This is a genomic window from Paludibacterium sp. B53371 (assembly GCF_018802765.1).
Lineage (GTDB): Bacteria > Pseudomonadota > Gammaproteobacteria > Burkholderiales > Chromobacteriaceae > Paludibacterium.
On the sequence record NZ_CP069163.1, the window covers coordinates 1,959,324 to 1,984,851 of the forward strand.

General features: G+C 62.1%; 31 protein-coding genes. 17 read left to right on the forward strand and 14 right to left on the reverse strand.

What is annotated here, in order from left to right; genetic code table 11:
- Window positions 1–60: 60 nt before the first annotated feature.
- From JNO51_RS09445 to pmbA, 4 genes are all read right to left on the reverse strand, one after another.
- Window positions 61–552 carry a disulfide bond formation protein B gene (locus JNO51_RS09445; RefSeq protein WP_215776398.1) on the reverse strand — a complete coding sequence of 164 codons (492 nt, stop codon included), beginning with the start codon at window positions 550–552 and terminating at the stop codon, window positions 61–63.
- Between the two features lie 51 nt (window positions 553–603).
- Complete coding sequence (locus JNO51_RS09450; RefSeq protein WP_215776400.1) at window positions 604–1,731, reverse strand: patatin-like phospholipase family protein; 1,128 nt, start codon at window positions 1,729–1,731, stop codon at window positions 604–606.
- An 81-nt stretch (window positions 1,732–1,812) separates the two neighbouring features.
- Window positions 1,813–2,463: a DNA-3-methyladenine glycosylase gene (locus JNO51_RS09455; RefSeq protein WP_252346044.1), complete on the reverse strand. Its 651-nt coding sequence runs from the start codon at window positions 2,461–2,463 to the stop codon at window positions 1,813–1,815.
- On the reverse strand, window positions 2,460–3,803 hold the full coding sequence (gene pmbA / locus JNO51_RS09460; RefSeq protein ID WP_215776403.1) for a metalloprotease PmbA: 1,344 nt from the start codon (window positions 3,801–3,803) through the stop codon (window positions 2,460–2,462). The genes JNO51_RS09455 and pmbA overlap by 4 nt, the downstream gene beginning before the upstream one ends.
- Window positions 3,804–3,898: 95 nt before the next feature.
- Between pmbA and yjgA the strand changes: the two genes are divergently transcribed.
- The 5 genes from yjgA (at window position 3,899) to JNO51_RS09485 (ending at window position 6,722) form a co-directional block, all read left to right on the forward strand.
- The gene (gene yjgA, locus JNO51_RS09465; protein WP_215776406.1) at window positions 3,899–4,444 is read left to right on the forward strand and encodes a ribosome biogenesis factor YjgA; all 546 of its coding nucleotides are present in this window, start codon (window positions 3,899–3,901) and stop codon (window positions 4,442–4,444) included.
- Window positions 4,441–5,010, forward strand: a complete 570-nt coding sequence (mog, locus tag JNO51_RS09470) for a molybdopterin adenylyltransferase (protein ID WP_215776408.1) — start codon at window positions 4,441–4,443, stop codon at window positions 5,008–5,010. Before yjgA ends, mog begins: the two co-directional genes overlap by 4 nt.
- On the forward strand, window positions 5,007–5,963 hold the full coding sequence (locus tag JNO51_RS09475) for a YheT family hydrolase (protein WP_215776410.1): 957 nt from the start codon (window positions 5,007–5,009) through the stop codon (window positions 5,961–5,963). The genes mog and JNO51_RS09475 overlap by 4 nt, the downstream gene beginning before the upstream one ends.
- Before the next feature lie 77 nt (window positions 5,964–6,040).
- On the forward strand, window positions 6,041–6,262 hold the full coding sequence (locus JNO51_RS09480; RefSeq protein ID WP_215776412.1) for a hypothetical protein: 222 nt from the start codon (window positions 6,041–6,043) through the stop codon (window positions 6,260–6,262).
- 76 nt (window positions 6,263–6,338) lie between these two features.
- Window positions 6,339–6,722, forward strand: coding sequence for a hypothetical protein (locus JNO51_RS09485; RefSeq protein ID WP_215776414.1), 384 nt, complete (start codon window positions 6,339–6,341; stop codon window positions 6,720–6,722).
- Here the strand turns inward: JNO51_RS09485 and JNO51_RS09490 are convergent.
- Window positions 6,719–7,384, reverse strand: a complete 666-nt coding sequence (locus JNO51_RS09490) for a hypothetical protein (protein ID WP_215776417.1) — start codon at window positions 7,382–7,384, stop codon at window positions 6,719–6,721. The genes JNO51_RS09485 and JNO51_RS09490 overlap by 4 nt on opposite strands.
- A 241-nt stretch (window positions 7,385–7,625) precedes the next feature.
- On the opposite strand from JNO51_RS09490, the gene JNO51_RS09495 reads away from it, so the two are divergent.
- Genes JNO51_RS09495 through JNO51_RS09510 form a run of 4 tightly spaced genes read left to right on the forward strand, consistent with a single transcriptional unit; the run spans window position 7,626 to window position 10,340 of the window.
- Window positions 7,626–8,993: a deoxyguanosinetriphosphate triphosphohydrolase gene (locus tag JNO51_RS09495; RefSeq protein WP_252346045.1), complete on the forward strand. Its 1,368-nt coding sequence runs from the start codon at window positions 7,626–7,628 to the stop codon at window positions 8,991–8,993.
- Between the two features lie 21 nt (window positions 8,994–9,014).
- Window positions 9,015–9,659 carry a histidine phosphatase family protein gene (locus JNO51_RS09500; protein ID WP_215776420.1) on the forward strand — a complete coding sequence of 215 codons (645 nt, stop codon included), beginning with the start codon at window positions 9,015–9,017 and terminating at the stop codon, window positions 9,657–9,659.
- Between the two features lie 21 nt (window positions 9,660–9,680).
- On the forward strand, window positions 9,681–10,067 hold the full coding sequence (gene msrB, locus JNO51_RS09505) for a peptide-methionine (R)-S-oxide reductase MsrB (RefSeq protein WP_215776422.1): 387 nt from the start codon (window positions 9,681–9,683) through the stop codon (window positions 10,065–10,067).
- Window positions 10,068–10,079: 12 nt separating this feature from the next.
- On the forward strand, window positions 10,080–10,340 hold the full coding sequence (locus tag JNO51_RS09510) for a DUF1272 domain-containing protein (protein ID WP_215776425.1): 261 nt from the start codon (window positions 10,080–10,082) through the stop codon (window positions 10,338–10,340).
- A 12-nt stretch (window positions 10,341–10,352) separates the two neighbouring features.
- On the opposite strand, the gene JNO51_RS09515 is transcribed toward JNO51_RS09510, so the two are convergent.
- Window positions 10,353–11,297, reverse strand: a complete 945-nt coding sequence (locus JNO51_RS09515; protein ID WP_215776427.1) for a LysR family transcriptional regulator — start codon at window positions 11,295–11,297, stop codon at window positions 10,353–10,355.
- A 139-nt stretch (window positions 11,298–11,436) separates the two neighbouring features.
- On the opposite strand from JNO51_RS09515, the gene JNO51_RS09520 reads away from it, so the two are divergent.
- Both JNO51_RS09520 and JNO51_RS09525 read left to right on the forward strand, forming a co-directional pair.
- Window positions 11,437–12,195, forward strand: a complete 759-nt coding sequence (locus JNO51_RS09520) for an SDR family NAD(P)-dependent oxidoreductase (RefSeq protein WP_215776429.1) — start codon at window positions 11,437–11,439, stop codon at window positions 12,193–12,195.
- A gap of 372 nt (window positions 12,196–12,567) precedes the next feature.
- A complete protein-coding gene (locus JNO51_RS09525) occupies window positions 12,568–13,305 on the forward strand; it encodes an ABC transporter substrate-binding protein (protein WP_215776431.1) in 738 nt (245 codons plus the stop codon).
- 25 nt (window positions 13,306–13,330) lie between these two features.
- Here JNO51_RS09525 and JNO51_RS09530 read toward each other — a convergent pair whose 3' ends face one another.
- The 6 genes from JNO51_RS09530 to JNO51_RS09555 form a co-directional block, all read right to left on the reverse strand.
- Entirely contained in the window at window positions 13,331–13,945 is a 615-nt protein-coding gene (locus JNO51_RS09530; protein ID WP_215776434.1) for a DUF2238 domain-containing protein, read from the reverse strand.
- A gap of 59 nt (window positions 13,946–14,004) precedes the next feature.
- The gene (locus tag JNO51_RS09535; protein WP_215776436.1) at window positions 14,005–14,667 is read right to left on the reverse strand and encodes a hypothetical protein; all 663 of its coding nucleotides are present in this window, start codon (window positions 14,665–14,667) and stop codon (window positions 14,005–14,007) included.
- A gap of 101 nt (window positions 14,668–14,768) precedes the next feature.
- Window positions 14,769–15,269, reverse strand: a complete 501-nt coding sequence (locus JNO51_RS09540; protein ID WP_215776439.1) for a DinB family protein — start codon at window positions 15,267–15,269, stop codon at window positions 14,769–14,771.
- Window positions 15,270–15,384: 115 nt separating this feature from the next.
- Entirely contained in the window at window positions 15,385–15,843 is a 459-nt protein-coding gene (locus JNO51_RS09545) for a DUF411 domain-containing protein (protein ID WP_252346046.1), read from the reverse strand.
- Between the two features lie 100 nt (window positions 15,844–15,943).
- Complete coding sequence (locus JNO51_RS09550; RefSeq protein WP_215776441.1) at window positions 15,944–16,318, reverse strand: hypothetical protein; 375 nt, start codon at window positions 16,316–16,318, stop codon at window positions 15,944–15,946.
- Between the two features lie 34 nt (window positions 16,319–16,352).
- On the reverse strand, window positions 16,353–16,841 hold the full coding sequence (locus JNO51_RS09555; RefSeq protein WP_215776444.1) for a MarR family winged helix-turn-helix transcriptional regulator: 489 nt from the start codon (window positions 16,839–16,841) through the stop codon (window positions 16,353–16,355).
- 55 nt (window positions 16,842–16,896) lie between these two features.
- Here JNO51_RS09555 and JNO51_RS09560 point away from each other — a divergent pair, with 55 nt between their 5' ends.
- A complete protein-coding gene (locus JNO51_RS09560; RefSeq protein ID WP_215776447.1) occupies window positions 16,897–18,099 on the forward strand; it encodes an MFS transporter in 1,203 nt (400 codons plus the stop codon).
- Here the strand turns inward: JNO51_RS09560 and JNO51_RS09565 are convergent.
- Entirely contained in the window at window positions 18,064–18,822 is a 759-nt protein-coding gene (locus JNO51_RS09565) for a S9 family peptidase (protein ID WP_215776449.1), read from the reverse strand. The two genes, JNO51_RS09560 and JNO51_RS09565, sit on opposite strands and share 36 nt — an antisense overlap.
- A gap of 107 nt (window positions 18,823–18,929) precedes the next feature.
- Between JNO51_RS09565 and JNO51_RS09570 the strand changes: the two genes are divergently transcribed.
- From JNO51_RS09570 to JNO51_RS09585, 4 genes are all read left to right on the forward strand, one after another.
- The gene (locus tag JNO51_RS09570; RefSeq protein ID WP_215776452.1) at window positions 18,930–19,847 is read left to right on the forward strand and encodes a LysR family transcriptional regulator; all 918 of its coding nucleotides are present in this window, start codon (window positions 18,930–18,932) and stop codon (window positions 19,845–19,847) included.
- Between the two features lie 193 nt (window positions 19,848–20,040).
- Entirely contained in the window at window positions 20,041–20,952 is a 912-nt protein-coding gene (locus JNO51_RS09575; RefSeq protein WP_252346047.1) for a DMT family transporter, read from the forward strand.
- Window positions 20,953–21,754: 802 nt separating this feature from the next.
- Window positions 21,755–22,882: an FUSC family protein gene (locus tag JNO51_RS09580; RefSeq protein ID WP_215776454.1), complete on the forward strand. Its 1,128-nt coding sequence runs from the start codon at window positions 21,755–21,757 to the stop codon at window positions 22,880–22,882.
- Between the two features lie 152 nt (window positions 22,883–23,034).
- On the forward strand, window positions 23,035–24,300 hold the full coding sequence (locus tag JNO51_RS09585; protein WP_215776456.1) for a phosphatidylserine decarboxylase family protein: 1,266 nt from the start codon (window positions 23,035–23,037) through the stop codon (window positions 24,298–24,300).
- A 36-nt stretch (window positions 24,301–24,336) separates the two neighbouring features.
- Here JNO51_RS09585 and JNO51_RS09590 read toward each other — a convergent pair whose 3' ends face one another.
- Window positions 24,337–24,975, reverse strand: a complete 639-nt coding sequence (locus JNO51_RS09590; RefSeq protein WP_215776459.1) for a YkgJ family cysteine cluster protein — start codon at window positions 24,973–24,975, stop codon at window positions 24,337–24,339.
- A gap of 250 nt (window positions 24,976–25,225) precedes the next feature.
- Here JNO51_RS09590 and JNO51_RS09595 point away from each other — a divergent pair, with 250 nt between their 5' ends.
- Window positions 25,226–25,489 carry a PhaM family polyhydroxyalkanoate granule multifunctional regulatory protein gene (locus JNO51_RS09595; protein WP_215776461.1) on the forward strand — a complete coding sequence of 88 codons (264 nt, stop codon included), beginning with the start codon at window positions 25,226–25,228 and terminating at the stop codon, window positions 25,487–25,489.
- Window positions 25,490–25,528 lie beyond the last annotated feature (39 nt).

A 25,528-nucleotide genomic window follows, 5' to 3' on the forward strand; every position in this document is an offset into this window, starting at 1 on the left:
GACCATGAAAAAGGCCCGGGTCGAACGACCCGGGCCCCTGACCGCCGATCAACACGCTGATCAGCGCATCTTGCGTTGCTGGAACAGCGTAAAGCCAATCACCAGCACAAAGAACACCAGCACCCAGAACGGCATCGCCATGCCGAGGAAACGCCAGTCCACCACCGCACACTCGCCACTACCCATCAGCACCTTTTCCAGCGCATGGGTAAACGGCAGAGTCTGCAGCAGATAGTCCAGCCCCGGACCGCATTGCGGTACCTGATCCGCCGGCAGGCTCTGCAGCCACAACTGGCGGGCCGATACGGCGCCCCCCGCCAGCGAGGCCAGCACCACCAGCCCGGACCAGACACGGAAGCCCCACTCACGCGGATTGACCAGACCGGCCAGCAAGGCCAGCACCCCGGCACTGACCACCCCCACGCGCTGCAACATGCACAGCGGACAAGGCTCAAGCCCCATCACATATTGAGCATAAAAGGCAAAACCCATGGCACCAGCGCAAGCAGCACTGATCAGAAAAAATCCGGCACGTCGCCCCGGCAACCGCATACTCACTCCCGATTTGTTCGAACACAAACCATCTAGAATACAGAAAGCAGATTAAAGTTCCAGAAAATTCAGAATCTCCGCCTTCTGTTTCAGAACATCCTTATAACCCAGTGAGATCAATTCACGACAATAGCCCGGCTCGAACAGCAGATAAGTCGCCAGCGACAAGCCACGGCGGCGCGTGGCACCAGTACCCTGCAGAATGAAGCGCAAAGCCGGTGGAAACAGATGCACGTGCTTGTGGGCGATCTCCTCCAGCGAAGCACTGGGATTGAGCAAGAAAACCTCGACACGCTTGAGCGGGGTCTGCGAAGCCAGCTCATGATGACTGTTGAGCAGCGAGACCGTGTGATTGACACGGATCAGCCGCTCCATGTCGCTGGCCATACTATCGGCAAAAATACTGTTGAGCAGATGGCCGAACACCTGAGCGGGGGAAGGATAGCCGCCATCGCGCACCGGCGTCTTGTGACTGGCCAGCCCGACGACAAACAACTTCTCCGCCCCCAGATGCAGCGCCGGCGACAGCGGCGCCATCTGCCGCACGGCACCGTCGCAGAAAAAGCGATCGCCCACCTTGGTGGCCGGAAAGATCAAGGGCAAGGCCGACGAGGCCATCAGGTGATCCAGGTCGAGTTTCTCGCGCACTCCGATGCGCATCTGCCGCGTCCACTCGCACACCTCGGGCACCCCGTCAAAAAACGTCACCGACTGGCCACTGTTGAAACAGGAGGCCGTCAGCGCTACCGCGCGCAGCGCCCCGGCACTGACCGCCCGGTCGATGCCGTCAAAACGCACCACCCGAGCGAGATAGTCACGCAGCGGGGCATTGTCGAGAAAACTCTTGGGGTTCTTCCACAGACGGCCGCCAGAAGCAATCGACACGCCAAAATGCAGGAAGCTCTTGAGGAAATACAGCATGTCCGACTGGTAGACATCGCTGATATGAATCTGACGCCACAGCTGCGCCAGATTGCCTGCCGCCTGACGAAAATCGTCCGCGGCACAGGCCAGACCGGTGGCATTGATGGCGCCGGCAGAGGTGCCGCAGATCACCGGAAACGGATTTTTCCTGGCATCCGGCAACAGGTGGGAAATCGCCAGCATGACCCCCGCCTGATAGGCCGCGCGCGCGCCGCCACCCGCCAGCACCAGCCCGATATTTGCTTGCTTGCTCATCACTGCGCCCCGCTTATGGTTTTTGTGCGGTGTCCGACAGGACGGTTGCCTCCCCCGATACGCTCACCGGGCAATTCAAAGCTAGTACAGCACCTCGACCGCGTCCAGACTGCGCCAGAAATACCAGCACGCCACCGTCCGCCAGGGGCGCCAGCGCTCACCGAGCTGGCGCAGGGCGGCCTGCTTCGGCACGGCATCCAGCCCATAGCAACGCGCCACCGCCTTCTGCAGGCCGATGTCGTCCACCGGCCAGACATCCGGACGCAGCAGATTGAAAATCAGGAACATCTCTGCGCTCCAGCGACCGATGCCGCGCACCGCCGTCAACTCGGCAATCACCGCCTCGTCATCCAGGGTCGCCAGCCGAGCGGCATCCAGATGACCGTCGGCAAAATGACGCGCCAGATCCTGCACATACTCGACTTTGCGCTGCGACAAACCGGCCAGTCGCAGCGCCTCGGGCGTCAGCGCCAGCACCGCCTGCGGCTGCTGCAGCGGCGCCAGCACCGCCTGCGGCTGCTGCAGCGGCGCCAGCTGCGCCAGCCGCCCCCAGATGGCATCGGCCGCCGCGATGGAAATCTGCTGGCCCACGATGGCGCGCAACAAGGTTTCGAACGGCTCGCCACGTGTCCGCAGGATCGAGGCATCGAACTGACGCATCAGACCGGCCAGCACCTGGTCCTCGGCGGCCAGCTCGGCGCAGGCCCGAGCCCAGTAATCAGGGACGCTCACGCCTGGCCGGCGACCGACATCGACTCGACCAGCACCGAGCCGATGCGCGTGGTGCCACGCACCAGCGTATCGTTGCCGATGGCCGCCACATGACGGAACAGATCGCGCAGATTCTCTGCCACGGTAATCTCCTCCACCGGATGGCTGATCATGCCGTTTTCCACCCAGAAGCCCGCGGCACCACGCGAATAGTCACCGGTCACGGTGTTGACGCCATGACCAAGCAACTCGGTAATCAGCAGGCCGGTGCCCATCTCGCGCAGCAGTTCGGGCAGGCTCTGACCCGTGCTGTGCACCAGCAGATTGTGCGCCCCGCCGGCATTACCGGTGGTGCTCAGCCCAAGCTTGCGCGCCGAATAACTACCCAGCAGATAGCCAGTCAGCACGCCGCGATCAATCAGACGCCGCGCACTGGTCTCCACCCCTTCGTTATCGAAAGCACTGCTGGCCAGCCCGCGCAGCAGGAATGGATCCTCGTCAATCGTCACCAGCGGCGAAAACACTTCGGTGCCCTGCGCGCCCAGCAAGAAGCTGGACTGGCGATACAGATTGCCGCCACTGATGGCGGTGATCAGGTGTCCGATCAGCGAGGAAGCCACATTGGCCTCAAAGATCACCGGATAACGCCCGGTCTTGATTGGCCGCGCCCCCAGGCGCCGTACCGTGCGCTCGCCAGCCAGACGGCCGACTTCGGCCGCACTGGCCAGATCGCCCGGATGACGAGCCGCACTGTACCAGTAGTCGCGCTGCATGGCGTCATCCTGCTCGGCCACCACCGCAGCCGACAGGCTGTAGCGGGTACTGGGGAAACCCTGGCAGAAACCCAGGCTGTTGGCGTAAATGAACTGACTGGCCTGGCGCGACAGCGTCCCGCCTTCGGAGTTGCTGATGCGGGCATCGACCGAGCGGGCGGCCTGCTCGCACTCGCGGGTCATGGCGACCGCGTCCTCCATCGACAAATCCCAGGGGTGATACAGATCCAGATCGGGGAACTCGGTCGCCAAGAGACCGGCCTCAGCCAGCCCGGAGCACGGATCTTCCGCGGTAAAGCGCGCGATATTGATCGCCGCCGACACGGTATCGGCCAGTGCCCGCTCGGAAAAATCAGAGGTACTGGCATGGCCTTTCTTCTGGCCGAGATACACCGTGACCCCGACCCCCTTGTCCTGGTTGTACTCGATGGTTTCCACTTCACCCAGCCGCACACTGACGGTCTGTCCGAGTCCCTCGGAGACATCCGCCTCGCAGGCTGTCGCCCCCTGACGGGCGGCCAGATCCAGCACATGCCGGGCGATCTGTTCGAGGGAAGCGCGACTGAAGCTGAAGTTGTTTTCTGTCATGGTCTTTTTCACAATCGGATAAAGAGTGGGCACCCGCCACAGCGGGCTTTTCCGGTATCATACCAGCCTTGAATAAATAAGAGACCGAGACAACCATGGCCGACTATCTGAATGATGGACCAGATGAGGAATTTGTCAGCAAGACCCAGCGCAAAAAGCAAATGGATGCGCTGCAGGATCTCGGCCGCGAACTGCTGGAAGTCCCGAACGACAAGCTGAAAAAGCTCGACCTGCCGGAAGACCTGCTGACGGCCCTGCTCGACTACAAGCGCATCAGTGCCTTTGGCGCCAAGAAGCGCCAGGAACAGTACATCGGCAAGCTGATGCGCGACATCGACCCCGAGCCCATCCGTGCCCACCTGGCCGTACGCAAGGGCGAATCCGCCGCCCACACCGGCTGGCTGCATCAGGTGGAGCGCTGGCGCGAACGCCTGCTGGAAGACGACAAAACCCTGCCGGTCTTCATCAACGAATTCCCGCAGGCCGATATCCAGCAATTGCGCAACCTGATCCGCAACGCACGCAAGGAAAAACAGGAAGCCAAGCCGCCCAAGCACTTCCGCCAGCTGTTCCAGGCCATCAAGGAGATCATTCCCGAACCGGCCATCCCGGGCAGCCAGGATGCGGAGGACGAGGCATGAGTCTGAAGATCGGGCTGGTCTCGGTCTCGGACCGGGCCAGCAGCGGCGTCTACGAAGATCGGGGCTTGCCGGCCCTGCAAGACTGGCTGGCCAGTGCCCTGACCACGCCTTTCAGTGTCGAGACAAGGCTGATTCCCGACGAGCAGCCGCAGATTGAAGCCACCCTGATCGAACTGGTCGACCAGTTGGGCTGCCATCTGGTACTGACCACCGGCGGCACCGGCCCGGCACCGCGCGACGTCACTCCCGATGCCACCCTGGCCGTTGCTGACCGCGAGATGCCCGGCTTCGGCGAACAGATGCGCCAGATCAGCCTGCGCTTCGTGCCGACCGCCATTCTGTCACGTCAGGTAGGCGTGATCCGCAAGCAGGCACTGATCCTCAACCTGCCCGGCCAGCCCAAGGCCATCCGCGAGACCCTGGAAGGACTGCGCGATGCGGAAGGCCAGAGCGTGGTACCCGGCATCTTTGCTGCCGTCCCCTACTGCCTGGAGCTGATCGGCGGCCCGCGCGCCGAGACCGACCCGGCCGTGGTCAAAGCTTTCCGTCCGAAATCAGCCCAATGACCTATCACCCGCCACGCTGGCTGCCCGGCGGCCACGCCCAGACCATCTGGCCCGCCCTGCTGCTGCGCCAGCCACGACCGCCCTACCGGCGCGAGCTGTGGGACACGCCGGACGGCGGCCAGATCGCCCTCGACTTCATCGACGGCCCGGCGGATGCCCCGCTGGTGGTGTTGTTTCACGGACTGGAGGGCAGCAGCGACAGCCACTATGCCCGCGCCCTGATGCAAGCCGTCGCCCAGCGCGGCTGGCAAGGCGTGGTGCCGCATTTCCGCGGCTGTGGTGGTGTGCACAATACCCTGGCACGCGCCTACCATGCCGGCGATGCCGCCGAGATTCGCTGGATCCTGCGCCGTCTGAGCGAACGCCAGCCCCAAATGTACGTGGCCGGCGTCTCACTGGGCGGCAGCATGCTGCTCAACTACCTGGCCGAAGACGGCGACCATGCCCTGCCGCATGCCGCGGCCGCCATCTCGACGCCGCTCGACCTGACCGCGGCCAGCACCCAGCTCGACCGTGGCCTGGGCCGGCTGATCTACACCCGCATGTTCATGAGTACGCTGAAGACCAAGGCGCTGGACCAGCTGCGCTACCATCCGCACCTGTTCAGCGCCGAACAGGTCAGGCGCGCCCGCACCTTCGCCGACTTCGACCACGCCGTGACCGCGCCACTGCATGGCTTTGCCAGCGGCCGCGAGTACTGGCGCCAGGCGAGCAGCAAGCAACGCCTGCACTGCATCGCCATTCCTACCCTGGTAATCAACGCGCAGAACGACCCCTTCCTGCCCGCCCAGGCATTACCGCAAGCCAGCCAGGTCTCGCCCGCCATTACCCTGGAGTTCCCGACGCACGGTGGTCATGTCGGCTTTGTCACCGGCCCCTTCCCCGGCCGGCTGGACTGGCTGCCGCGTCGCCTGCTGCGTTACTTCGAGGGCCAGAACGGCAGCCGGATCTGAAGGCTGCCGGGCCACAAGCTACCACCCTCTTGACTTTCATCGTATTGGCTTCATTTAACTCATTCATCCAATAAGCCGTGTTCCGCACCGTAGCTGGTCAGATCACCCCGCACCTGGTGCAGACCCAGTTTGGCTACCACATCATTCACCATCCAGGCGAACAGATCAGCTTTGACGACGTCAAGGAACGACTGCAGCAATACCTGACCCAAATGGCAGGCAACAAGCTGATGCATCAGTACCTGAGCGGTCTGGTGCAGGCCGCCAAGATCGAAGGCTATGCCATGCCGGTGCTGTAATTAAGCTGGCACGCCAGAACAACAAGGCCGCTTTCCCATCGGAAGCGGCCTTTATTTTTTGCTGGGCGCACTTTTTATGCACGCCGCCAATGATCGGTACATTGTCTACGACAGAAAGCCCCATGACGCTGACTACACATCACGCACCCCCTGCCGGCTCCCGCAGCGCGGCGATCACCAGCCGTACCGCCAGCGACAACTGCTTTCTGCTGGCGTAATAGGCGTGGTGACCGGTAAAGGAGTGAAATCAGTCCTGCAGCACCCAAACAAGCTCGCCCGCTTCAAGTCAGGCGAGGGCTTGGCGCAGACGCTGGAACGGCATGTCTGGCTCTACAACCAGCATCTTCCCCAACTTGCCTTGCAACACCTAACGCCAATCCAGGCGATGAAGAGTTGGCAAAAACGAAGACCCGATTTGTTCAAAAAGCGTATCTGTAATCGTCCGGGACTGGACACCTAATCCGGGCGAGTGTCGTGGATGGCCACTTCAGGCGTAAACACCCCACAAAGGAAGGGGACATAACACACACCGGTTTTGTCTCTGTATCGGGTATAGGCGGCATGCAGCGTTTCGCCATTCACCTGGATGGTCGTGCGATGCCAGCTTTGTCGAAGGGCGATTTGCCAGTAAGCGAAATAAGTAATGGCACGCTTGCCGAAGAATATCGCCATGACCAGAGCCGCCACCCACGCCAGCGCCGGCAGGCCGATCTGATGATTCCAGGATTGCAGGGCATGGCCCAAATCGTACAGCGACCAAAAAAACGCCGCGATATACAGGGCAAATCGAGTAGAGGAAAACCGACTGAGCTCCTTTTGCATCGTGTCCGGCGAAGTGAAGAATGCATTATGCAGCGTTGATCTGTTTTCTCTTACCGGGATGCCTTGCACATACACCAGCTGTTTTATGATCGCGGGATCCGAAATAGCCTGACCCGCATTGACAAGATCCTGCATGCGCATGCTCAGCCATACGGGGTGGAGCATTCCGATACAGAACAGGCCAAAAAATACGGCCTTCATACCAAACATCAAACTGATCACAACCACCAAACACAGTGCAACAACCCTGACGAACTGACGAAAAGAAGTGATCAGAGAATAAAACTGAAAGGGCAACATGAAGTATCTATCTTATGAAGAAGTTAAATAATTATTAATTCAAATAAAACCGCATTAATGCCATTCTAATCACATTATATTGTAAACAATAACAAAAATGGGCATCCGCCTCCCCGCCTTTTGTGTCGCGCCAGTTGAATCACCCATTGCTTCAGAGGACACAGCACACCGCGATGACAGATCACTCACGCCAGACAGCAAGCTGCTATGATCGGGACATCACTCTCAAAACTGATTGCCCATGTCTCACTCCCATCGCATGGATTGGCAACGCCTGCTCTCCACCCGGCGCTTCAAGGTCAGCCAGGGGCAGGTGCGCGACACCCGCACCCCCGCCACCGAAGAAGGCAGCCCGGGGCTGCGCACCGACTTCCACATCGACCATGACCGGGTGGTATTCTCCAGCGCCTTCCGCCGCCTGGGGCGCAAAACCCAGGTTCACCCGCTGGCGCGCCACGACCATACCCACAACCGCCTGACGCACAGTGTGGAAGTGGCCAGCGTCGGCCGCAGTCTGGGCAACCGGGTCGGCATGATGCTGCAGCACGCCCAGCGTCTGCCGGCCGGCTACACCCCGCATGACATCGGCGCCGTGGTGCAGGTAGCCTGCCTGGCACACGACATCGGCAATCCGCCGTTCGGCCACACCGGCGAAGACGCCATGCGCGACTGGTTCCGCCAGCCGAAAAACGCTCACCTGCTGGCCCCGCTGAGCGAGGCCCAGCGGCGCGACATCCAGACCTACGAAGGCAACGCCCACAGCCTGCGCATGGTGGCCACACTGGAGATGTACGCCAACGAAGGCGGCATGCGCCTGACCTCGGCCGCCATCGGCGCGCTGATCAAATATCCGTGGACCGCCGACGCGCCGCCGGCACTGGGACGTGACAAATTCAACATCTACCGCGCCGAGCTGCCCTACTTCGAACAGGTGGCCGACGAGCTGGGACTGATCCGCAAGGACACCCATGTCTGGGCACGCCATCCGCTGTCCTACCTGATGGAAGCCGCCGACGACATTTGCTATGCCATTCTTGATCTGGAAGACGCGGTCGAGATCGGCATCCTCGACGTCAAGGAGTTCGAAAGCCTGTTTGCCGGTTTTACCGAATATGAACGCGTCTGGGAGACCGACGACATCCGGCAAAAATGCGCCATGCTGCGCGGCATCGCCGTCGGCCGCTGCGTCAGCGAAGTGGCCGAGAAATTCATGCTGCACCATGACTCGCTGCTGGCCGGCGACTTTGCTGCCAAGGACCTGCTCAACGTCTGCACCCCGGCCATCCAGGAGACCCTGATTCAGGCCAAGGAACTGGCCAGCCACAAGGTCTACCGCCACCACACCAAGCTGGTGACCGAGCTGGCCTCCTACCCCTGCATTGCCGTGCTGCTCGATGCGCTGGTCCCCGCTGTCTTCACCCTGCACACCCGCGGCCGCGACCAGCTCAGTCCGCGCGAGAACCTGGCACTTGGCCTGATGGAACACGGCGGTCACATCCATCCTGATCTGTATCAGGCCTATATGCGTATCCTCGACTTTACCGGCGCCATGACCGACAACTACGCCGCCAATCTGGCACGCGACATTTCCGGTGTCGGCATCCTCTAAACGCAAGACGAAAGACCGCCCATGCCATCCGCACTGACCACCCGCTTCTGCCTGGTGCGCCACGGCGAAACCGACTGGAACATCGAGCGACGCCTGCAGGGACAGATCGACATCCAGCTCAATACCACCGGTCTGCAGCAAGCCGACCGGCTGAGCCAGGCGCTGGCCCAGGCGGGCCTGGCGTTCAGCGCGCTCTATGTCAGCGACCTGCAGCGGGCGCGCCAGACCGCGGCCGCCATTGCCCGCGACAACGCCCTGACACCGATCGCCACCGAACGGCTGCGCGAGCGGCATTTCGGCCACTTCCAGGGACTGACCTACGCCGAGGCCGAAGTGCGCATCCCGGAAGACTACCGATTGTTCAAATCCCGCGACCCGGCCTACGCCCCGGGCAGTGGCGAAAGCCTGGCCGTCTTCCAGAGCCGGGTGCAGACCTTCTTTGACGAAGCCGCCGCGCGTCACCCCGGCCAGACGGTACTGGTCGTCAGCCACGGCGGTGTGCTGGACATCGCCTACCGCATGGCCAACAAACTGCCGATCACCCATCAGCGCGACTTCCCCATCCCCAATGCCGCCCTGAACTGGATCAGCTATGTCGATGGGGAATGGCAGCTCGAGCGCTGGGCGGACCAAAGCCACCTCGAACACAGCCGCGACGAGCTGTGATGTGACTCAGGAGAACACACCATGATCAAGAAAACCGATGCCGAATGGCGCCAGCAACTCAGTGCCGAAGCCTACCGCGTCACCCGCGAAGCCGGCACCGAACGCCCGTTCAGCGGCGAACATTACCAGCGCAACGAAGCCGGTGATTACCTGTGCCTCTGCTGCGGCACCCTGCTGTTTCATGCCGACACCAAATTTGATGCCGGTTGCGGCTGGCCCAGCTTCTGGCAGGAAGCCGTTCCGGGCACCATCAACCGCCTGGTGGACCGCAGCCACGGCATGGTGCGAACTGAAGTGCGCTGCGCCAACTGCGATGCCCATCTGGGGCATGTTTTCGAGGATGGCCCATTGCCGACCGGGGAGCGTTATTGCATTAATTCCGTGGCGCTGACTTTCCGGAAGGCGTGAGAGGAGCTCGCCATGCTGGAACTCAGACCAAACTGTGAATGCTGCGACAAGGACTTGCCCCCCGAGTCTGCCGATGCGCGGATATGCTCATTCGAGTGTACCTTTTGCGTCGCATGTGCCGAAGAAAAGCTCAACGGCCGCTGCCCGAACTGCGGCGGCGAACTGCTTCCCCGACCGCGCCGCCCTGCCGGCAAACTGGCCAGCGCCCCGGCCTCCAATCAGCGTGTCTACAACCCGGCGGGCTGTCTGACAAAACCCGGACAGATCGACTGAACCCTCCCGGCATCACCCCTGTCCGTCATGGCCGACTGGCAGCGTGTCCAGCGCCGAGCGCGACTGCAGCAAACCGGCGATCCAGCTCATGAACACCTGCACGCGCTGTGGCAAATGGCGACGATTGGCATAGATCAGCGAAATCGGCATGGGCGCAGGACGATGAGACGGCAGGATTTCCACCAGTTCTCCGCTGGCCAGATAGCGGCGCATTCCCGGTTCGGGCGACTGCACAATTCCCAGGCCCGCCAGACAAGCCGCTGTATAGGCCTCGGAATTGTTGACGGTGAGCACACCACCCATGGCGACATGGCGCACGGTACCTGGCAGACCGGGGTCGAGATATTCAAAGCCGGGGTCTCGCCCCCCAAAGTGGGTGAGATAGTGCACCAGGCGATGCTGGCTGAGATCAGCCAGCGAGGTCGGCACGCCATACTCGGCAAGGTAAGCAGGGCTGGCACAGTTGATCATGCGATACTCGCCAACCGGCCGGGCAATCAGGCTGGAATCCAGCAAGGCCCCCACCCGCAGCACGCAATCGAACCCCTCGCGCACCGGATCAACCCGGCGGTCGGTACTACTCAGCTCCAGCGCCAGCGCCGGGTACTGGCGCAGAAAGTCGGGCAGATGCGGGATCACCAGGTCGCGTGCAATGGCAATCGGCATATCCACCCGCAAACGCCCGCTGACCGTGGCAGGCGCCTGGCGAAACAGCCCCTGCAACTCGGCCACATCGGCCAGCAGATCCTTGCTGCGTTCGAACACCACATGGCCGTCCTGAGTCATCTGCACACTGCGTGTCGTCCGGTGCAGCAAGCGCGTGCCCAGCAGGCGCTCCAGCTGTTGCACCGCCAGTGAAACCGTTGCCTTCGGCAGCCCCAGACTGTCCGCCGCGGCCGTGAAACTGGAGAGTTCGGCAACGCGCACAAAGATCTGCATGGCATCGAGCTGGTTCATGATGGCGGCGCCTTTTGTTCGTCAATATTGGACAGTCTAGCCAAAAAAAGCACATTTATCCCGAAATGGCGTAGCAATAGACTGCGTTGTACCAGGCAGGGCCTCTGCCTGACGAATCGCCACCCATCAGGAGAACACCATGATTCAACGCATCGCGCTCATCACCGGCGGCAGCCGCGGTCTCGGCAAAAATGCAGCCCTCAAGCTGGCCGCCAGGGGCGTCGACGTCATCGTCACCTACCACACCCGTCAAGCCGAAGCCGAAGCGCTGGTTGCCGAAATCGAACAGCACGGCCGCCGGGCTGCCGCGCTTCAGCTGGATGCCGGCAATGTGCCGGCCTTCGCAGACTTCACCGCACAGCTGAAAGAACGGTTGCAACACAAATGGCAAACCGGGCAGATCGACTACCTGATCAACAATGCCGGCATGGGGATCTACGGCGGCTTCGCGGAAACCACGGAAGCACAATTCGATGCCCTGATGAACGTGCATCTGAAAGGCGTCTTCTTCCTGACCCAGGCGCTGCTGCCCCTGATCGCTGATGGTGGACGCATCCTGAACATCTCCAGTGGGCTGGCGCGTTTCAGCCTCCCCGGCTACGCCGCCTACGCCACCATGAAGGGCGCGATCGAGACCCTGACGCGCTACCTCGCCAAGGAACTCGGCCCGCGCGGCATCTCGGTCAATGTCCTGGCACCCGGCGCCATCGAAACTGACTTTGGCGGTGGTCATACCCGTGACAATCCGCAGGTTAATGCCATGATCGCCGCCAATACGGCCATGGGTCGGGCAGGCTTGCCCGACGATATTGGTGACGCCATCGCCGCCTTGCTGACGGCGGAAAGCAACTGGATCACCGGCCAGCGGATTGAGGCTTCGGGCGGGATGATGTTGTAGGCAGCGGGAGGGGATCTGGGGTGTCGCCCTGTCCCACAGCCCTTGCCTGCTGTTCTGGCCGCGCCGGCTTGCCTGGCTGTCATCCTGGAGGCCGGGGAGCGAAAGCCCCCCGGTGGGATGGGATCATTCTCGGCAGTCCATGCCTTCGCCGCAGACATGGGCAAGCCGTTCCCCGGCAATTGTTTGACTACAATCAAGTGAAATACGGTGCCATGGCATTTCTGAACGTGCCATCGATTCCAGCCTGGACCTATCCAATGTTATTGTATTGGGATAAACGAATGTTTTCGCCCTGCCAGCGTCATTCTGGCAGGGCGATGATCTCGCTGGCGACTGTCATTCATGATAAAAAAAATACTGTTTTCGAGTCTGATGTTGCTCTCGATGGCATCTTTCTCCGAAAAATTGGTACTCCATACAAGCGGGATCACAGATAACCCGATTCGCTTCGACCCAGGCAATCGTCAGCAGCCCGGCTTCAGCATCGAGCTGATGCAGGCTTTGCAAAAACGGGATCCCGACCTTTCTTTTGCTGGCCAAAATGATTTGCGTTCAATAAAACGAATTGAATCCGGCCTGAAATCAGGCAAATTGGACATCTTCTTCGGCCTGGTAAGCACCCCGTCCAGGCAGGATGACTTTCATGTCATCACGCAACCCGTTCTCTACGTACAACATATACGCCTGGCCGCGGCCAAAGATGATCATGCTGAGGTGCATGATTTGGCTGACTTGAGCAAAACAGTCAACGCCGGCGCTGTCGCCGTCCCTCAGGGATCCATCTATGTCGAGCAACTCAAATCACTCGGCGGGGTGGAAATTGACGATGGTTCTGAATCGCTGCTGAATTGCCTGAAGAAACTGCTTCTGGGTCGGGTCAGGTTTGTCTATTACGGCGGCGAGGAATTAAAAAGGTATCTCCACGATAAACACCTGAACGGCAGCATCAAGTTGCTGCCTGCCGTATTGGCAACCGGCGCGATTTGTGTGGTGATCTCCAGAAAGGTGCCGCAAAACACGCGCGCCCGTATCCTGGCCGGGCTGCAAAAATTGCAACGGGATGGCACTTTGGACGCCTTGCGGGATAAATACGGGCTTTCCGTCCTGTAAAGCGTTCAGCCGCTGCTGGCGAGCATCACGCCAGCCTCAGGGCACGCATCTGCCGGTCCTGCACACGGGCGAGCAGCAGCAGCGCCAGGCTGGCACCAATCAGGGCACAGAACATGTCCGACTGGGTATCCCACGGGTCGCCCTGCGTCCCCAGAAAAGCATCCGCTCCCTGCCCCATGGCCAGGGCCGAGGCCCACTCAAGCAATTCATAGCTGGCGCTGATGGCCAGTGCGATGCAAACAGTGACAAAGGACAGCATTTTCCGACCCGCCACATGCCGGCCCCGCAGCAGAATTTCACGGATCACCAGCGCCGGCACAAAACCCTGAAACAAATGCCCGATTTTGTCGTAGGGATTGCGCTGAATGCCCAGCAGATGGGCGAGATCGAAGCCGATCGGTACTCGCGCATAGGTGTACTTGCCGCCCAGCAGCAGAACGCAGCAGTGCACAAAGATCAGGCCATAGACCAGCGGGGTGAAGGTGAAGCGGCGGTAGGTCAGACTCAGCAGCGGAATGACGATCAGCACCGGCAAGACTTCGAGCAGCCAGGTGGTCTGGTCATAAGGGTGATAGCCGGAAATGGCCAGCAAGGCGATGAGCAGCAACAGGCCGGCCCGGAAGCGAGTATCTGGGTGCATATTCTTATTGGGAGAAAACGGTAATACCAGTATGACAGGGCGCCGGCCAAATGCTCAAATCAATCTGACTGGTTCCGGCAAGCGGCAATGGCCGCCTGCAAGCCACTGATCGGGCTGGTCAAAGCGGATCGGTTGTGCCGCACATAAGCCGCAGCGCCCGCCATGGAGGCCTGGGCGAAGGCCACAACCCCCGCCCCTTCGGCATACGCGCTGTCCGCCGCCTGCGCCATCGTCAAATCATAGCGCGCCATCTCACCTGCCATGAAATAGCCCCACGCATCGTCAACCAGTCGTACGTCAACGGTCGCACCGGTCTCCCGGGCCCGTTGCTCGAACAGCGCCCGGGTGGGCGCCAGGGTCGTTTCGACCGCGCACAGCGCCACTACGGAGGTGCTCATTGTCACGGCCTGCCGGGCCAGCGCCTCATCCACGCGCAAAACGGGCGTAGACGAGACGAAAGCGCTCACTACCGGACCGAGTGTCGAGCAGGTGAGCAATACGACCTCATTGACCGCACACAATGCGGCCAGCGCCTCGCTGGTTTGCAGGACGATCTCGTCATTCAGTCCGCCGGCGGCGACGGCCGCCGCCAGCAAATCGGGACGCACCTGATGGCTGAGCCGAACGTCCGCGCAGGCCAGGCTGGCCAGCGCCGCATCGAAGACAGGGATATTGCTATTCGCGGTATGCAGGCATCCGATTCGCATGGTCAGGATCGTCATGAATGAGAGAAAGTGTCGACGTCAGCCAACATCACCGCATCGCTGACCACTGCCATGCTATCACGCCGGCATCGCCCCGGACCGCCAACCGGCCAAGCGCCCTATTCCTCACGACGCCCCGGTTCGGCCGCATGGAGGAACACCGTATAGGTGTCGGCCGGGCGCGGCGCACCGGCCAAATCCAGCGCATGACCAATGGCCCCCCGGTGGTAGGTACCATGATTGATGAGGTGACAAAGCATCTCCTCCCGGCTCATCGCACCTTTTTGACCATCCACAAAGGTGAAGCGGATGCACTGCGCCAGCGCCCCGGCGTTCAGGGTAGGCACATAGTCCAGCAGCCAGTGATTCGATGCCTCCAGCGAGGCAGCCAGTGCCGCAAACGCCGGCAATTGTGCCGTGTTGGTTGAATCATGCGGCGCAGGCTCACCGATGAGTCGGGCGCGAAACAGCGCCTCGACCCGCACCATGTGATTAAGTTGTTGTCGGGCAAAATCGAAGGCAGCGCCATGCTGGCTGCGGTCGATATGCGCCACGGCCGCCAGTGTTCGGGTGTCGGCCCAGGATTTGTACTGCAACAGGGAAAGAAGCGGCATGGACATGACCAGCTCCGGGCGAATGACGACATGCCGAGTGTACACCGCCAGCATGGCCTGCGGCGCCACACGCCCCTGTCAGGGCATGTGGCACACTCGGCGGACGCCGTGGTCAGCGCAATCAGCGCTGGGCATACAGCGTGGTCTTGCCGTCCGCGCCGAAGGCCATCACCTGATAAGGCACCGGCTTGCCGGGCAAGTCCATCCCCGGCGCGGAAGGCGGCATCCCCGGGCTGGCCAGCCCGGCCAGATGAGGCTTGTCTTTCAACAGCTTGCGGATCAGGTCAGCCGGCACATGCCCTTCGATCACATAGCCGCCGATCGTGGCGGTATGGCAGGAACGCAGGGCGACAGGCACATGCTGCTGGTCCTTGAAAGGCGTGACATCGGCCATTTCTACCGTCTTGACGGCAAAGCCATGGGCCTTCATATCGGCCGCCCAGCGTTCGCAGCAGACGCAGCCCTTGTTCTTCACCAGCGTGAGGGTCTGACTGGCCGCCGCCCAGACGGTCTCATGCAGGGTCAGCGTCAACAACAGGGCCAGCGCCAGCGACAGGCGCGGCTTGTTCAATCTATTCATGTTTTTCTCCAGCGAGATTGGCGCCATCCACGGTTCGCGTGGCGCCGCAACGATGCTTACGCCATGCCCGGCATGGCGCACACGGGGGGGCAAAGCCGAATCAGGCCTGGGGTGGCCGCAGAAGCTGTCGCTGGATGTGGGAGGTGAAACGGGCACCATGCCGGCTGTTCTGCGGCGCCTTGAGTGCCCAGGGGGCCGGCAGGACAACAGGTTGGGCAGCCAGTGGGCTCTGGCAGCAGGACGCATGCCCATGCGTGTGGCCAGTCGTCGTGGACGGCTCGTCGTGATGTGCACAATCCGCCTGACTGAGCACGGCCCGGGCGCGGTCGGCGCCCTGCGCGGACCGCCAGGGCGTATCGCCGCCCCAGCTCTGCAAAGGCAGCAGGGCCATGGCGATCAGCAGCAGGCACAACCGGAAAATTCGCATGCGTGCCAGCATAGCGCCGAATGCCGCCGAGGGCAACAATACCCCCATTAGGTATCCATCAGACCGGCAGCAAGGGGAATGCTCAGGGCGGGGTACCCTCTGCTTCACCCTCCCTTGCCACGCCGGCCAGCCAGCGACGCAGCAGCGTCGTCTCGCTTTCGCTCAGGCCAGCGGCCAGCGCAGCCTCCAGTTGTTGTACACGCGCTCGGCAGGAAGCCAGCAGCGCCATGCCCTGCTCGGTGAGGTCGATATGCTGGATGCGGCCATGTTGTGCATGAGGTCGCCGCAGCACGGCGCCCATGCTCTCCAGATTGCCGACGATGACTGTCACGGTGGGCGGGGTCAGCATGGCCAGCCTGGCGATGTCGGCATTGGACTGACCAGGATAGGCGGCCAGCATGGTCAGCACCGAGAATTGCGGCGGCGTGACCCCCAGGTCGCTCAGGGCACGCTCCATCTTCAGCCGGTGCATGGCGGCAGCCTGGCGCAACAGATACCCCAGGTGTCCGTCTTCTCCCCGTTTGCCCTCTCCGGGGGCCGGCGGCCTGGCCGCCGATTGCTGCTTGCGCATAATGTTAGAACTCTAATATCATGTTTGAACTCTAACATTATACAGGAAGCCTGTCATGCCATCCAGCAGCCGCACGTTGCCATTCCCGCTCTTGCCTGCCGCCCTGTGGGTACCGGTCAGCTGGCTGACCATCTTTCTAGTCGGCACCGATCTGTTTATCGTCTCGGCCTTTTTGCCGCTGATCGGCCGCGAACTGCACCAATCACCGGCGGCGGTCGCCGTCCTGGTCAGCGCTTTCAGCCTGACCTATGCCCTGGCCTGCCCGCTGCTCGGCCGGCTCGCCGAGCGCTGGGGTTTGCGCAACGTCCTGTTCGCCGGCGTCGGCGCACTGGCATTGGCCAATGCTTATACCGCGCTGGCACCGAATTTGTGGCAACTCACCCTGAGCCGTGTCCTGGCCGGTCTGGCCGCAGCCGGCATTTCGCCCATGCTGTATGCCATGGCGGCGGAGCGCGCCGCCCCGGCGCAACGGGCCGCACGGTTGGCTCAGATCAATTCCGGGCTGGTGATTGCCCTGTGCCTGGGTGCCCCGTTCGGGCTCTGGCTGGGGCAACTGACACATTGGCGCATGCTGTTTGCCGCCCTCGGCGTGGCGCTGCTGGCCATGGTGCCGGTCAATGCCGTCGCCTGGTCCGGCAGCCTGCCGCACCAGGCTCCGGTTCGCCAGGACAGCAGTCAGGAGCGACTGTGGCAGGCCTGGCCGCTGCTGCTGTGCATGTGCGCCTGGGCGGTCAGTGTCTATGCCTGCTATACCCTGCTGGCCACGGCACTGGTGCAGACGTTCGCGGCACCTGCCGCTCAGGTGGCACTGACCCTGGCCTGCTTTGGCGCCGGGGCGACTGGCGGGGTGCTGGCAGGAGGCCGGCTGGCGGACCGTCTCGGCGCGGCGCGCCAGGTACGGCTGTCGCTGGCACTGATGACCGCCTGCTTCGGCCTGTGCCTGCTGGCCTATCGGCAGCATGGGCTGTGGCTGTTGGCCGCCGCCCTGTTCACCGTGGCCTTTGTCGCCTATGGGTTTTTCCCGGCCTTGCAGGCTTGTGCGGCGCAGGCCTTTCATACCCGACGCCCCACGGTACTGGGCCTGCTCAGCAGCGCGCTGTATGTCGGCATTACCCTGGGCGCCGCGCTGGGCGGCAGACTGTATTCGGCATGGGGCATGACTGCGGTGCTGCTACTGAGTGCAGCAGTGGCTGCCGCAGCCTGCCTGCTGACCCGCCATCGGCTATTCAGCGCTGATACGCACCAACCAGCGGCATAGCTGCTGATGTGCCTCGCTGGCCGGGTCGAGAAAGCGCATATGATCCATACCCTCGATCACGGTCAGTTGTGCCGCATCACCGGCTTGCAGCGCCAGGCGGACATAATCCTGCGACCAGACCAGCGGCACCGCCTCATCCTCGCTGCCATGCAGAATGAGTTGCGGCACGCCCAGCGGCAGGCAATCCACGGGTGAGGCCTGCCGATAGCGCTCGGCCTGGCTGGTAGGCGTGCCGCCCAGCAAGGTGCGCAGCACCTCGGGCTCACGCACGAACTCATGGCAGCGACGCAAATCGGTGACCGGGGCCAGCCCGGCCACCGCCAGAGGACGAACCGGCCCGTCATGCCTGGCGGCCGCCCATAGCGCCAGATGACCACCGGCCGAATGGCCGACCAGCAGCACGCGATGCAAATCGAGCACCACCCCCTGCCCGACCAAGTCGGCCAGGGCATCCAGACCGGCGCGCACATCCTCGAAGGTGCCGGGCCAGCCACCACCGTCCTCACCAAGCCTGCGATAGCCCATATTCCAGACAGCAAAACCGCGCCGACACAGGTCCAGGGCCAGGGGGTGCAACTGCTCGCGTCCCCAGGGCAAGCGCCAGAATCCGCCATGCAGCAGTACCACCACCGGCGGACTGGTTCGCGACGGCAGCCACAGTTCGCCCGCCTGGCAGGCCATGGCGCCGTAGTGATGGGTTAGGCTTGGGTAGTCAGCTTGCATGAGGACCTCCTGTTTCTGGTGAGCGATCCTTTGCATGATATTGAATATTTTTATGCTACTGTTACGGCATTATTTCGCCACATTGGCGACAAAATGGAGTCGTTAAAATGGCCAATCCGGATCGGCTCAGTGGCATCGCCGCCTTTGTCGAGGCAGCAGAAGCCGGCAATTTCAGCATGGCGGCTGAACGCATGCATCTGTCGCGCTCGGCGGTCGCCAAAAGCGTCGCCCGGCTGGAGCAGCGTCTGGGCACCCGGCTGTTTCATCGTTCAACACGTAGTCAGCACCTGACTGCGGAAGGCACGTTGTTCTATCAGCGCTGCTTGCGGGTGCTGGCGGAACTGGAGCAGGCCGAAGCGGCGCTGGCGCAGGGCCAGCTGGCGCTGAAGGGTCGACTGCGGCTGAGCATGCCGGGACTCTTGGGACGCACGCTGATCGCCCCGCTGTTGTTTGCGCTGGCCGAGCAGCACCCGGGCCTGCAGTGGGAACTGTCGTTGACCGACCGGCGGGTTGACCTGATCGAAGAAGGATTTGATCTGGCGATCCGCAGCGGGGACCTGCCGGACAACCACGACTATCAGACGCGCCCTCTGGGGCAACAGCACATGGTGCTGTGCGCCAGCCCGGCCTATCTGGCGCAACGCGGCAGACCGGATACCCCGGCCGCGCTGACACAGTTCGACTGCCTGATTTATGGCCGAGCTCAGCAGACCGCCAGCTGGCGCTTTGAGGCGGGCGCTACCCCCGCACAGCGCGTCGACGTCCCGGCGCGGCTGTGCTTGGATGATCTGGGTGCGCTGCTGGATGCGACTCTGGCCGGGCTGGGCATCGCCAGGCTGCCGCTGTGGCTGGTACGTGCAGACCTGGACAGTGGCCGCCTGCTGCCAGTGCTGGGCGACAGCCTCTCGGTCGGCTACCCCTTGCAGTTGCTGTGGCCGGCGGCACGGCAGATCACACAGCGCCTGCGCCTGGTCATCGATACACTGGCAGAGCAGTTGCCGACCAGACTGGCGGGGTTGGGCTGACCCACCGCGGCAGGGACAGGTGCCAGAACACCGCACAGGTCAGCGCGATAGAAGGACCACCGCCTTGACCCCAAAGCGCCATCACCCTACCCAATCAGCATGGTAAAGTCGCTGTCTCACCAACCCATGGCCAGGCCCGCACAGACAGATCGCCGCAAGACAGCGGCGCGGGCATGAGAAAGGATGTCGCAGCTTGCAGCAACTGACACGCGGGGTCGCCTGTGGCATGGCGGCCGGGGCATTGTGGGGGACGGTATTCATGGCGCCCCTCTGGGCGTCGGACTTCACGCCGCTGCAGCTGTCAGCCGGGCGTTATCTGGCTTATGGCGTGGTTGCGGCGGGTCTGCTGCTGCCGCGCTGGCGCAGTGTGGTGCCGGGGCTGGGCTGGCGCGAATGGCTGGTACTGGCCTGGCTCAGCCTGCTGGGCAACATTCTGTATTACCTGCTGCTGGCTTCGGCGGTACAGCGAGGCGGTGTGGCGATGACCTCGCTGATGATCGGTTTCATGCCGGTGGCCATTGCACTGATCGGCTATTACAGGCAGCGCAAGCCACCGCTGTTCCGTCTGCTGCCATCGCTGCTGCTAGGCCTGGCCGGCGTGTTGTGCATTGTCTGGCCCAGCCTGCACAGTGCCCGGCAGGCCGCGGGAAACCACCCGTTGACCGGGCTGCTGTGTGCGGTGGGCGCGCTGGTTTCCTGGACCTGGTTTGCCGTCAGCAACAGTCACAGCCTGTCACGGCTGCAGCACATCAGCGCCGGTGACTGGAGTTTGTTACTGGGGGTAGTGACCGGCATCGAGTCTCTGCTGCTGATCGTGCCCTCGCTGCAGGACAGCACGGCGCACGGCGCATCCGACTGGCTGCGCTTTGCCGCGGTCAGCGCCGGTATCGCCCTCTTTGCCTCGGTCATTGGCAACGCCTTCTGGAACCGCATGAGTCGTCTGCTGCCGCTGACCATGACCGGGCAAATGATTTTGTTCGAAACCCTGTTTGCCCTGCTGTATTCGTTTCTCTGGGCATGGCGCGGCCCGACGCTCTGGGAAACGTTGGCGGCCTTCCTGTTGATGATCAGCGTGCTGCTCAGTGTGTCTTCACACCGGCATTGAGTCAGCGGGAATCTGCGGATTACAGCTCTTCGTCCATCAGCGCGATGGCACCTTCGCCATGCAGTTGCGCCAGCAATTGCTGCAATTGATGTTGCGTGTGCAGATACGCACAGAGTTCTTCCTGATAAGTCATGATGTGGCCTCGCAATGGGTAGTCGATGCCTCAGGGCGGCTGCGACATCGTCGACCACAGCATAGTCTTGAAATCAAACTATTTATTGCGCTGCATCATATGGTGCGCCATCTGATAAGTTCAGGTCGCATCACTGTATGGCTCGTGTGGCAACACCGCCGCAACCTGCCGGTTTGCCAACGTCACCCATCATCTTGACATGCCGATCAATGATCCTGGCACACAACGACCTTCCAGCATGACGGACCAGTGCGCACCAGGGCGGGCAACTGGCCAACACGCTGACCATCGACCCCCGTCACGCGGCTGCCAGATGCGTCGTGACGGGATAGATCTGGCGCAGGGAGCCGTGCAAACGGCCTCAGGTGTGACTTACTCTTCGCGCGTCAGGTAGCAATAACAGAGAGCAGCCACGGCAATCAGCGCCAGGACCCCTACTGTCGAGAAACTCATTTTGTCTCTTTCAGGGAGCAGACTCCCGGAAATGGAATGCCGAAGAAAGGGCCCGACGCATGCGTCAGCCGGGACCACCTGCCACCGGCAATCAGCATACTCGCATGTCATTTAAAGAGAAAGGCAAGCAGCGTTTTTTTGCCCCACCCCCGCTTGAGCGCGTACACTGAATGGGTGTCCCAACGCTGAACCTCTGCGCCTCCGCGCACCTTGTCCATGACTACACCGACCCGCTGGCAGCGGCTGCGCGCCCTGCTGAGCAATGAATTGCGCCACCTCACCACCATCCATGCCAGCGACCGCCCCTGGCAGCTGCCCTTCGCGGCGGCACTGGCCAGCGGCCTGCCCTTGCTGGTCGGTGCCTGGTTCGGCCATTTGGCTTATGGACTGATTGCCTCGCTCGGCGGCATGATTTTTCTGTACTTGCCGGATACGGCACTGCCGCACCGCATGCTGACGGTGATGAGCTGCGCCTTTGCCATCACGGCCAGCTATGCACTGGGCGTCATCAGCCATCACTTTGCGCCGGGCATGGTCGTGATCCTGGCGCTGATCACCACCCTGGTCACCATGGTGAGCCGCTTCTATGCGCTGGGCCAGCCCGGCAGTTTGTTTTTCATCATGGCCGCGGCGATTGGCGCCTACTCTCCCAGCACCACCGCCGACCTGCCGCTGAAAGTCGGCCTGATGTTCCTCGGCAGCCTGCAGGCTTGTGTCATTGCCTTCTGCTACAGTCTGTACAGCCTGCGGCATCGCCCGCCCAAACCCGCGCCGAACCTGGCAGAAAAGCGCTTTGAGTATGTGGTGGTGGATTCGGTGTTCATCGGCGGCTTCGTCGGTCTGGCCACCGCGCTGGCGCAACTGCTGCACATGGAAAATGCCTACTGGGTACCGATCAGTTGCCTGGCGGTGATTCCCGGCGTGTCATTGCGGGCGGTCTGGAACAAGCAGCTGCACCGCCTGCTCGGCACCTCGCTCGGGCTGATGCTGGCATTCGCCATTCTGATGTTGCCGCTCACCCCCTGGACGGTCTGTCTGGTGATGATCAGCCTGAACTTCATCATCGAAACGCTGATCGTGCGCCATTACGGCTTTGCCACCATGTTCATCACGCCGATCACCATCCTGCTGGCCGATGCGGCCCGTCTGGGCCTGACGCCGCCGGAGATCTTGATCCGGGCCCGCTTCGCCGACACCGTGCTGGGCTGCCTGGTCGGCCTGGCCGGGGGCTACTGCCTGCATCATCCGCGTTGGCGCGCCACGGTCAGCCGCCATCTGCGCCGCTGGGTCCGGACCCTGCCCGGGGTGCCGCACAAGGCGCTGCCGCACGATCCTGCACCCTGACTCCGGGCACCTGTCCTTTCGCACAGGCACCTGACCCCCATATTGCCGCGCAACATTTCATATGGATATTAATCTTAATAAGCCAATTCCATTCGAATGGCGCAAGCCTTCGTCCTGGCTTGCCTGATGGCTTATTCAAGAGGATTTGATCCATGAGCACGCAAGCAGAGTCCACAGCGCCTTTCCGTGTCGGCCAATGGCTACCTTCCGATCAGGCCTTGCTGACGCAATGGTTAAGCGACCTGCATGAAGAGGCACGGGAACTGAAAAAGCCCCTGCATCCGGTACTGCAGTCGTTTCAGGCGCTGATCGAGAATGATGCTGAAATCTACATGCTGTTCCATCAGATGTTCGAGCAGGTGCCGCATCGTCCTCCGTACAATCGCAACCCGGCCGGCGGCCCGCAGGTTCGCAATTACCAGCAGATGCTGCAGATGATCAATGTCATCCTGACTCGTGCGCCGGCATTCAACACCACGGGCCTGGTCGGGTTTCCGATCAATGCCATTCTGGACTGGTCGATGGGCACCACCGCCGGGTTTGCCGCGTTTCTCAACGACCGGGTCAATCAGCAGCTCAAACTGGTGTTGAACGAATGGGCGCGCTTTCTTTGCTCGAAGGACTCCTGCGCCGTTCTGGGGAACCAGAGCAACAGTGACTGGTTCGGGCCGGCGGCACGCAAGGCCATGCCGAATTTCGACCAGGAGTTTCAGTGCGAACCGACCCAGCCCTATCATGGCTTCCGCTCCTGGGATGATTTCTTCACTCGTGAATTCCGCCCCGGAGTACGCCCGGTCGCCGCACCAGACAAGGATGACGTCATCGTCAACGCCTGCGAATCGGCTCCCTACCGGCTGGCGCACAACGTCCAGGCGCATGATCGCTTCTGGATCAAGGCTCAGCCCTACTCGGTCGCCCATATGCTGGATAACGATCCACTGACCGAGCATTTCATCGGCGGCACCATTTACCAGGCCTTCCTCAGCGCGCTGAGCTACCACCGCTGGCACAGCCCGGTCAGCGGGACCGTGATCAAGGCCTACGTCAAGGATGGTACGTATTACTCGGAAGCCCTGTCGGAAGGCTATGACCCGGCCGGGCCGAATGATTCGCAGGGCTACATCACCGAGGTGGCGACCCGGGCGATGATTTTCATTCAGGCGGACAATCCGGCCATCGGACTGATTTGCGTCATGCCGGTCGGCATGGCCGAGGTCTCGACCTGCCAGATCACGGTGTATGAAGGTCAGAAGGTGAAAAAGGGCGAGCAGCTCGGCATGTTCCACTTCGGAGGTTCGACCCACTGCGTGTTCTACGGGCCGCAGGCCAAGCTGGCCTTTGATCTGCACGGCCAGCAACCGGGACTCAACGCCAGCAACATTCCGGTCAATGCCCGCATCGCGACCGTGATGCGCTGACGATGACAGGCCGGTCACCGACCGGCCTGTCCCGCCCTACTGCAAACCGCTGGCGACATACCACTCCTGCTCTGCCTGTGGCGTATCCAGCGCCACCAGCAGGGCCTCGCCCAGTTCGCGAGGCGCAACATCCAGCCCCAGCGCCTGATAGGCCGCATCCGCCCCACGCATCAGGGCCTCGGCGCCAAAGCGGATAGCCATGTCCTGCGGCAAGGTCTCGTCGCCCCGGGCACAGGCCGCCACTTCCAGTGAGTGCGCCCGCCGGCAAGTCGCGGGACGTTGCTCATACACCAGACAGCGCTGCTGCTGCAGCAAGGCACAGTCATGGCGAGCAAACGGATCCCTCGCGCGCACCACAACCTGGGTCTGCAGGCGCTCACGCAAGGCGTCTCGCTCGTTCTGCGGCCACTGGCGAATGGTGCGCAGCATCAGCCACAGTTGCGGCGGCGTGATCTCGACACGCGCCTGGCAGCAGTAACTACAGCCCTCGCGACAGGCCAGCACCGGCCCATCCCCGGCTGCCTGCTGCACCACACGGTCCACGCCGCGCTGCACGTTGACGACAAACTGCACCGCCGCCTCGCGGCCTGGATGCTCGCTCAGATGGTGCAGGGCCTTCTGGCACACGCCAGCCACCGATTGTTCGAACGCAGCCTGTTGTTCTTCATCCAGCATGCAGACACTCCTGTTTTCAACACATGCGCCTTTTTGCATGGCCGCGGCGAAAAAGTCAAAAGTTGTCTTGCGCCTGCCTTTCCCCTGGCGTCGACATGGCCCGCGGGCGCGTCTGGAAACCCGCGCCATGCCAGTCACCTGTCTCACCACATCCGCTCATGAACCAGGCTTGCCCCTGCTGATGACAAGGGCTAAATTGACAGGAGACCTGTTTCATTCCACCGACATAGACCCTTGCAGGTACGCCATCATGAGCAATGCGGACTTCAACCCGGCCGACCCTTTCGCCATGTTCCGCCAGATGTGGCAGAACGCCACGCCGGCAGCGGCACAACCTTTCATGCCGCCGATGACGGAAGAAGATATTGAGCGACGCATCAATGAGCTGAAGGTGGTGGAAACCTGGCTGACCATGAACCTGGGCATGCTGTCGATGCAGATCAAGGGGCTGGAAATGCAGAAAGTGGCGCTCGCCGCCCTCAAGCCGCAGCCTGCCAAGAAAAAAGAGGGCTGAACGCTGCTCACAGCCAGCCAGGCCTGACTGAGAAAGGCC

Coding starts and splice junctions, on each gene's coding strand:
- JNO51_RS09580 (WP_215776454.1), top strand. CDS start 21,755: ATGACTACACCGACCCGCTGGCAGCGGCTGCGCGCCCTGCTGAGCAAT.
- JNO51_RS09445 (WP_215776398.1), bottom strand. CDS start 552: ATGCGGTTGCCGGGGCGACGTGCCGGATTTTTTCTGATCAGTGCTGCT.
- pmbA (WP_215776403.1), bottom strand. CDS start 3,803: ATGACAGAAAACAACTTCAGCTTCAGTCGCGCTTCCCTCGAACAGATC.
- JNO51_RS09590 (WP_215776459.1), bottom strand. CDS start 24,975: ATGCTGGATGAAGAACAACAGGCTGCGTTCGAACAATCGGTGGCTGGC.
- JNO51_RS09490 (WP_215776417.1), bottom strand. CDS start 7,384: ATGTTGCCCTTTCAGTTTTATTCTCTGATCACTTCTTTTCGTCAGTTC.
- JNO51_RS09555 (WP_215776444.1), bottom strand. CDS start 16,841: ATGCGCAAGCAGCAATCGGCGGCCAGGCCGCCGGCCCCCGGAGAGGGC.
- JNO51_RS09515 (WP_215776427.1), bottom strand. CDS start 11,297: ATGAACCAGCTCGATGCCATGCAGATCTTTGTGCGCGTTGCCGAACTC.
- msrB (WP_215776422.1), top strand. CDS start 9,681: ATGATCAAGAAAACCGATGCCGAATGGCGCCAGCAACTCAGTGCCGAA.
- JNO51_RS09525 (WP_215776431.1), top strand. CDS start 12,568: ATGTTGCTCTCGATGGCATCTTTCTCCGAAAAATTGGTACTCCATACA.
- JNO51_RS09450 (WP_215776400.1), bottom strand. CDS start 1,731: ATGAGCAAGCAAGCAAATATCGGGCTGGTGCTGGCGGGTGGCGGCGCG.
- JNO51_RS09550 (WP_215776441.1), bottom strand. CDS start 16,318: ATGGGGGTATTGTTGCCCTCGGCGGCATTCGGCGCTATGCTGGCACGC.
- yjgA (WP_215776406.1), top strand. CDS start 3,899: ATGGCCGACTATCTGAATGATGGACCAGATGAGGAATTTGTCAGCAAG.
- JNO51_RS09595 (WP_215776461.1), top strand. CDS start 25,226: ATGAGCAATGCGGACTTCAACCCGGCCGACCCTTTCGCCATGTTCCGC.
- JNO51_RS09545 (WP_252346046.1), bottom strand. CDS start 15,843: ATGAATAGATTGAACAAGCCGCGCCTGTCGCTGGCGCTGGCCCTGTTG.
- JNO51_RS09560 (WP_215776447.1), top strand. CDS start 16,897: ATGCCATCCAGCAGCCGCACGTTGCCATTCCCGCTCTTGCCTGCCGCC.
- JNO51_RS09485 (WP_215776414.1), top strand. CDS start 6,339: ATGCACGCCGCCAATGATCGGTACATTGTCTACGACAGAAAGCCCCAT.
- JNO51_RS09565 (WP_215776449.1), bottom strand. CDS start 18,822: ATGCAAGCTGACTACCCAAGCCTAACCCATCACTACGGCGCCATGGCC.
- JNO51_RS09535 (WP_215776436.1), bottom strand. CDS start 14,667: ATGACGATCCTGACCATGCGAATCGGATGCCTGCATACCGCGAATAGC.
- JNO51_RS09530 (WP_215776434.1), bottom strand. CDS start 13,945: ATGCACCCAGATACTCGCTTCCGGGCCGGCCTGTTGCTGCTCATCGCC.
- JNO51_RS09495 (WP_252346045.1), top strand. CDS start 7,626: ATGTCTCACTCCCATCGCATGGATTGGCAACGCCTGCTCTCCACCCGG.
- mog (WP_215776408.1), top strand. CDS start 4,441: ATGAGTCTGAAGATCGGGCTGGTCTCGGTCTCGGACCGGGCCAGCAGC.
- JNO51_RS09500 (WP_215776420.1), top strand. CDS start 9,015: ATGCCATCCGCACTGACCACCCGCTTCTGCCTGGTGCGCCACGGCGAA.
- JNO51_RS09570 (WP_215776452.1), top strand. CDS start 18,930: ATGGCCAATCCGGATCGGCTCAGTGGCATCGCCGCCTTTGTCGAGGCA.
- JNO51_RS09475 (WP_215776410.1), top strand. CDS start 5,007: ATGACCTATCACCCGCCACGCTGGCTGCCCGGCGGCCACGCCCAGACC.
- JNO51_RS09540 (WP_215776439.1), bottom strand. CDS start 15,269: ATGTCCATGCCGCTTCTTTCCCTGTTGCAGTACAAATCCTGGGCCGAC.
- JNO51_RS09510 (WP_215776425.1), top strand. CDS start 10,080: ATGCTGGAACTCAGACCAAACTGTGAATGCTGCGACAAGGACTTGCCC.
- JNO51_RS09520 (WP_215776429.1), top strand. CDS start 11,437: ATGATTCAACGCATCGCGCTCATCACCGGCGGCAGCCGCGGTCTCGGC.
- JNO51_RS09585 (WP_215776456.1), top strand. CDS start 23,035: ATGAGCACGCAAGCAGAGTCCACAGCGCCTTTCCGTGTCGGCCAATGG.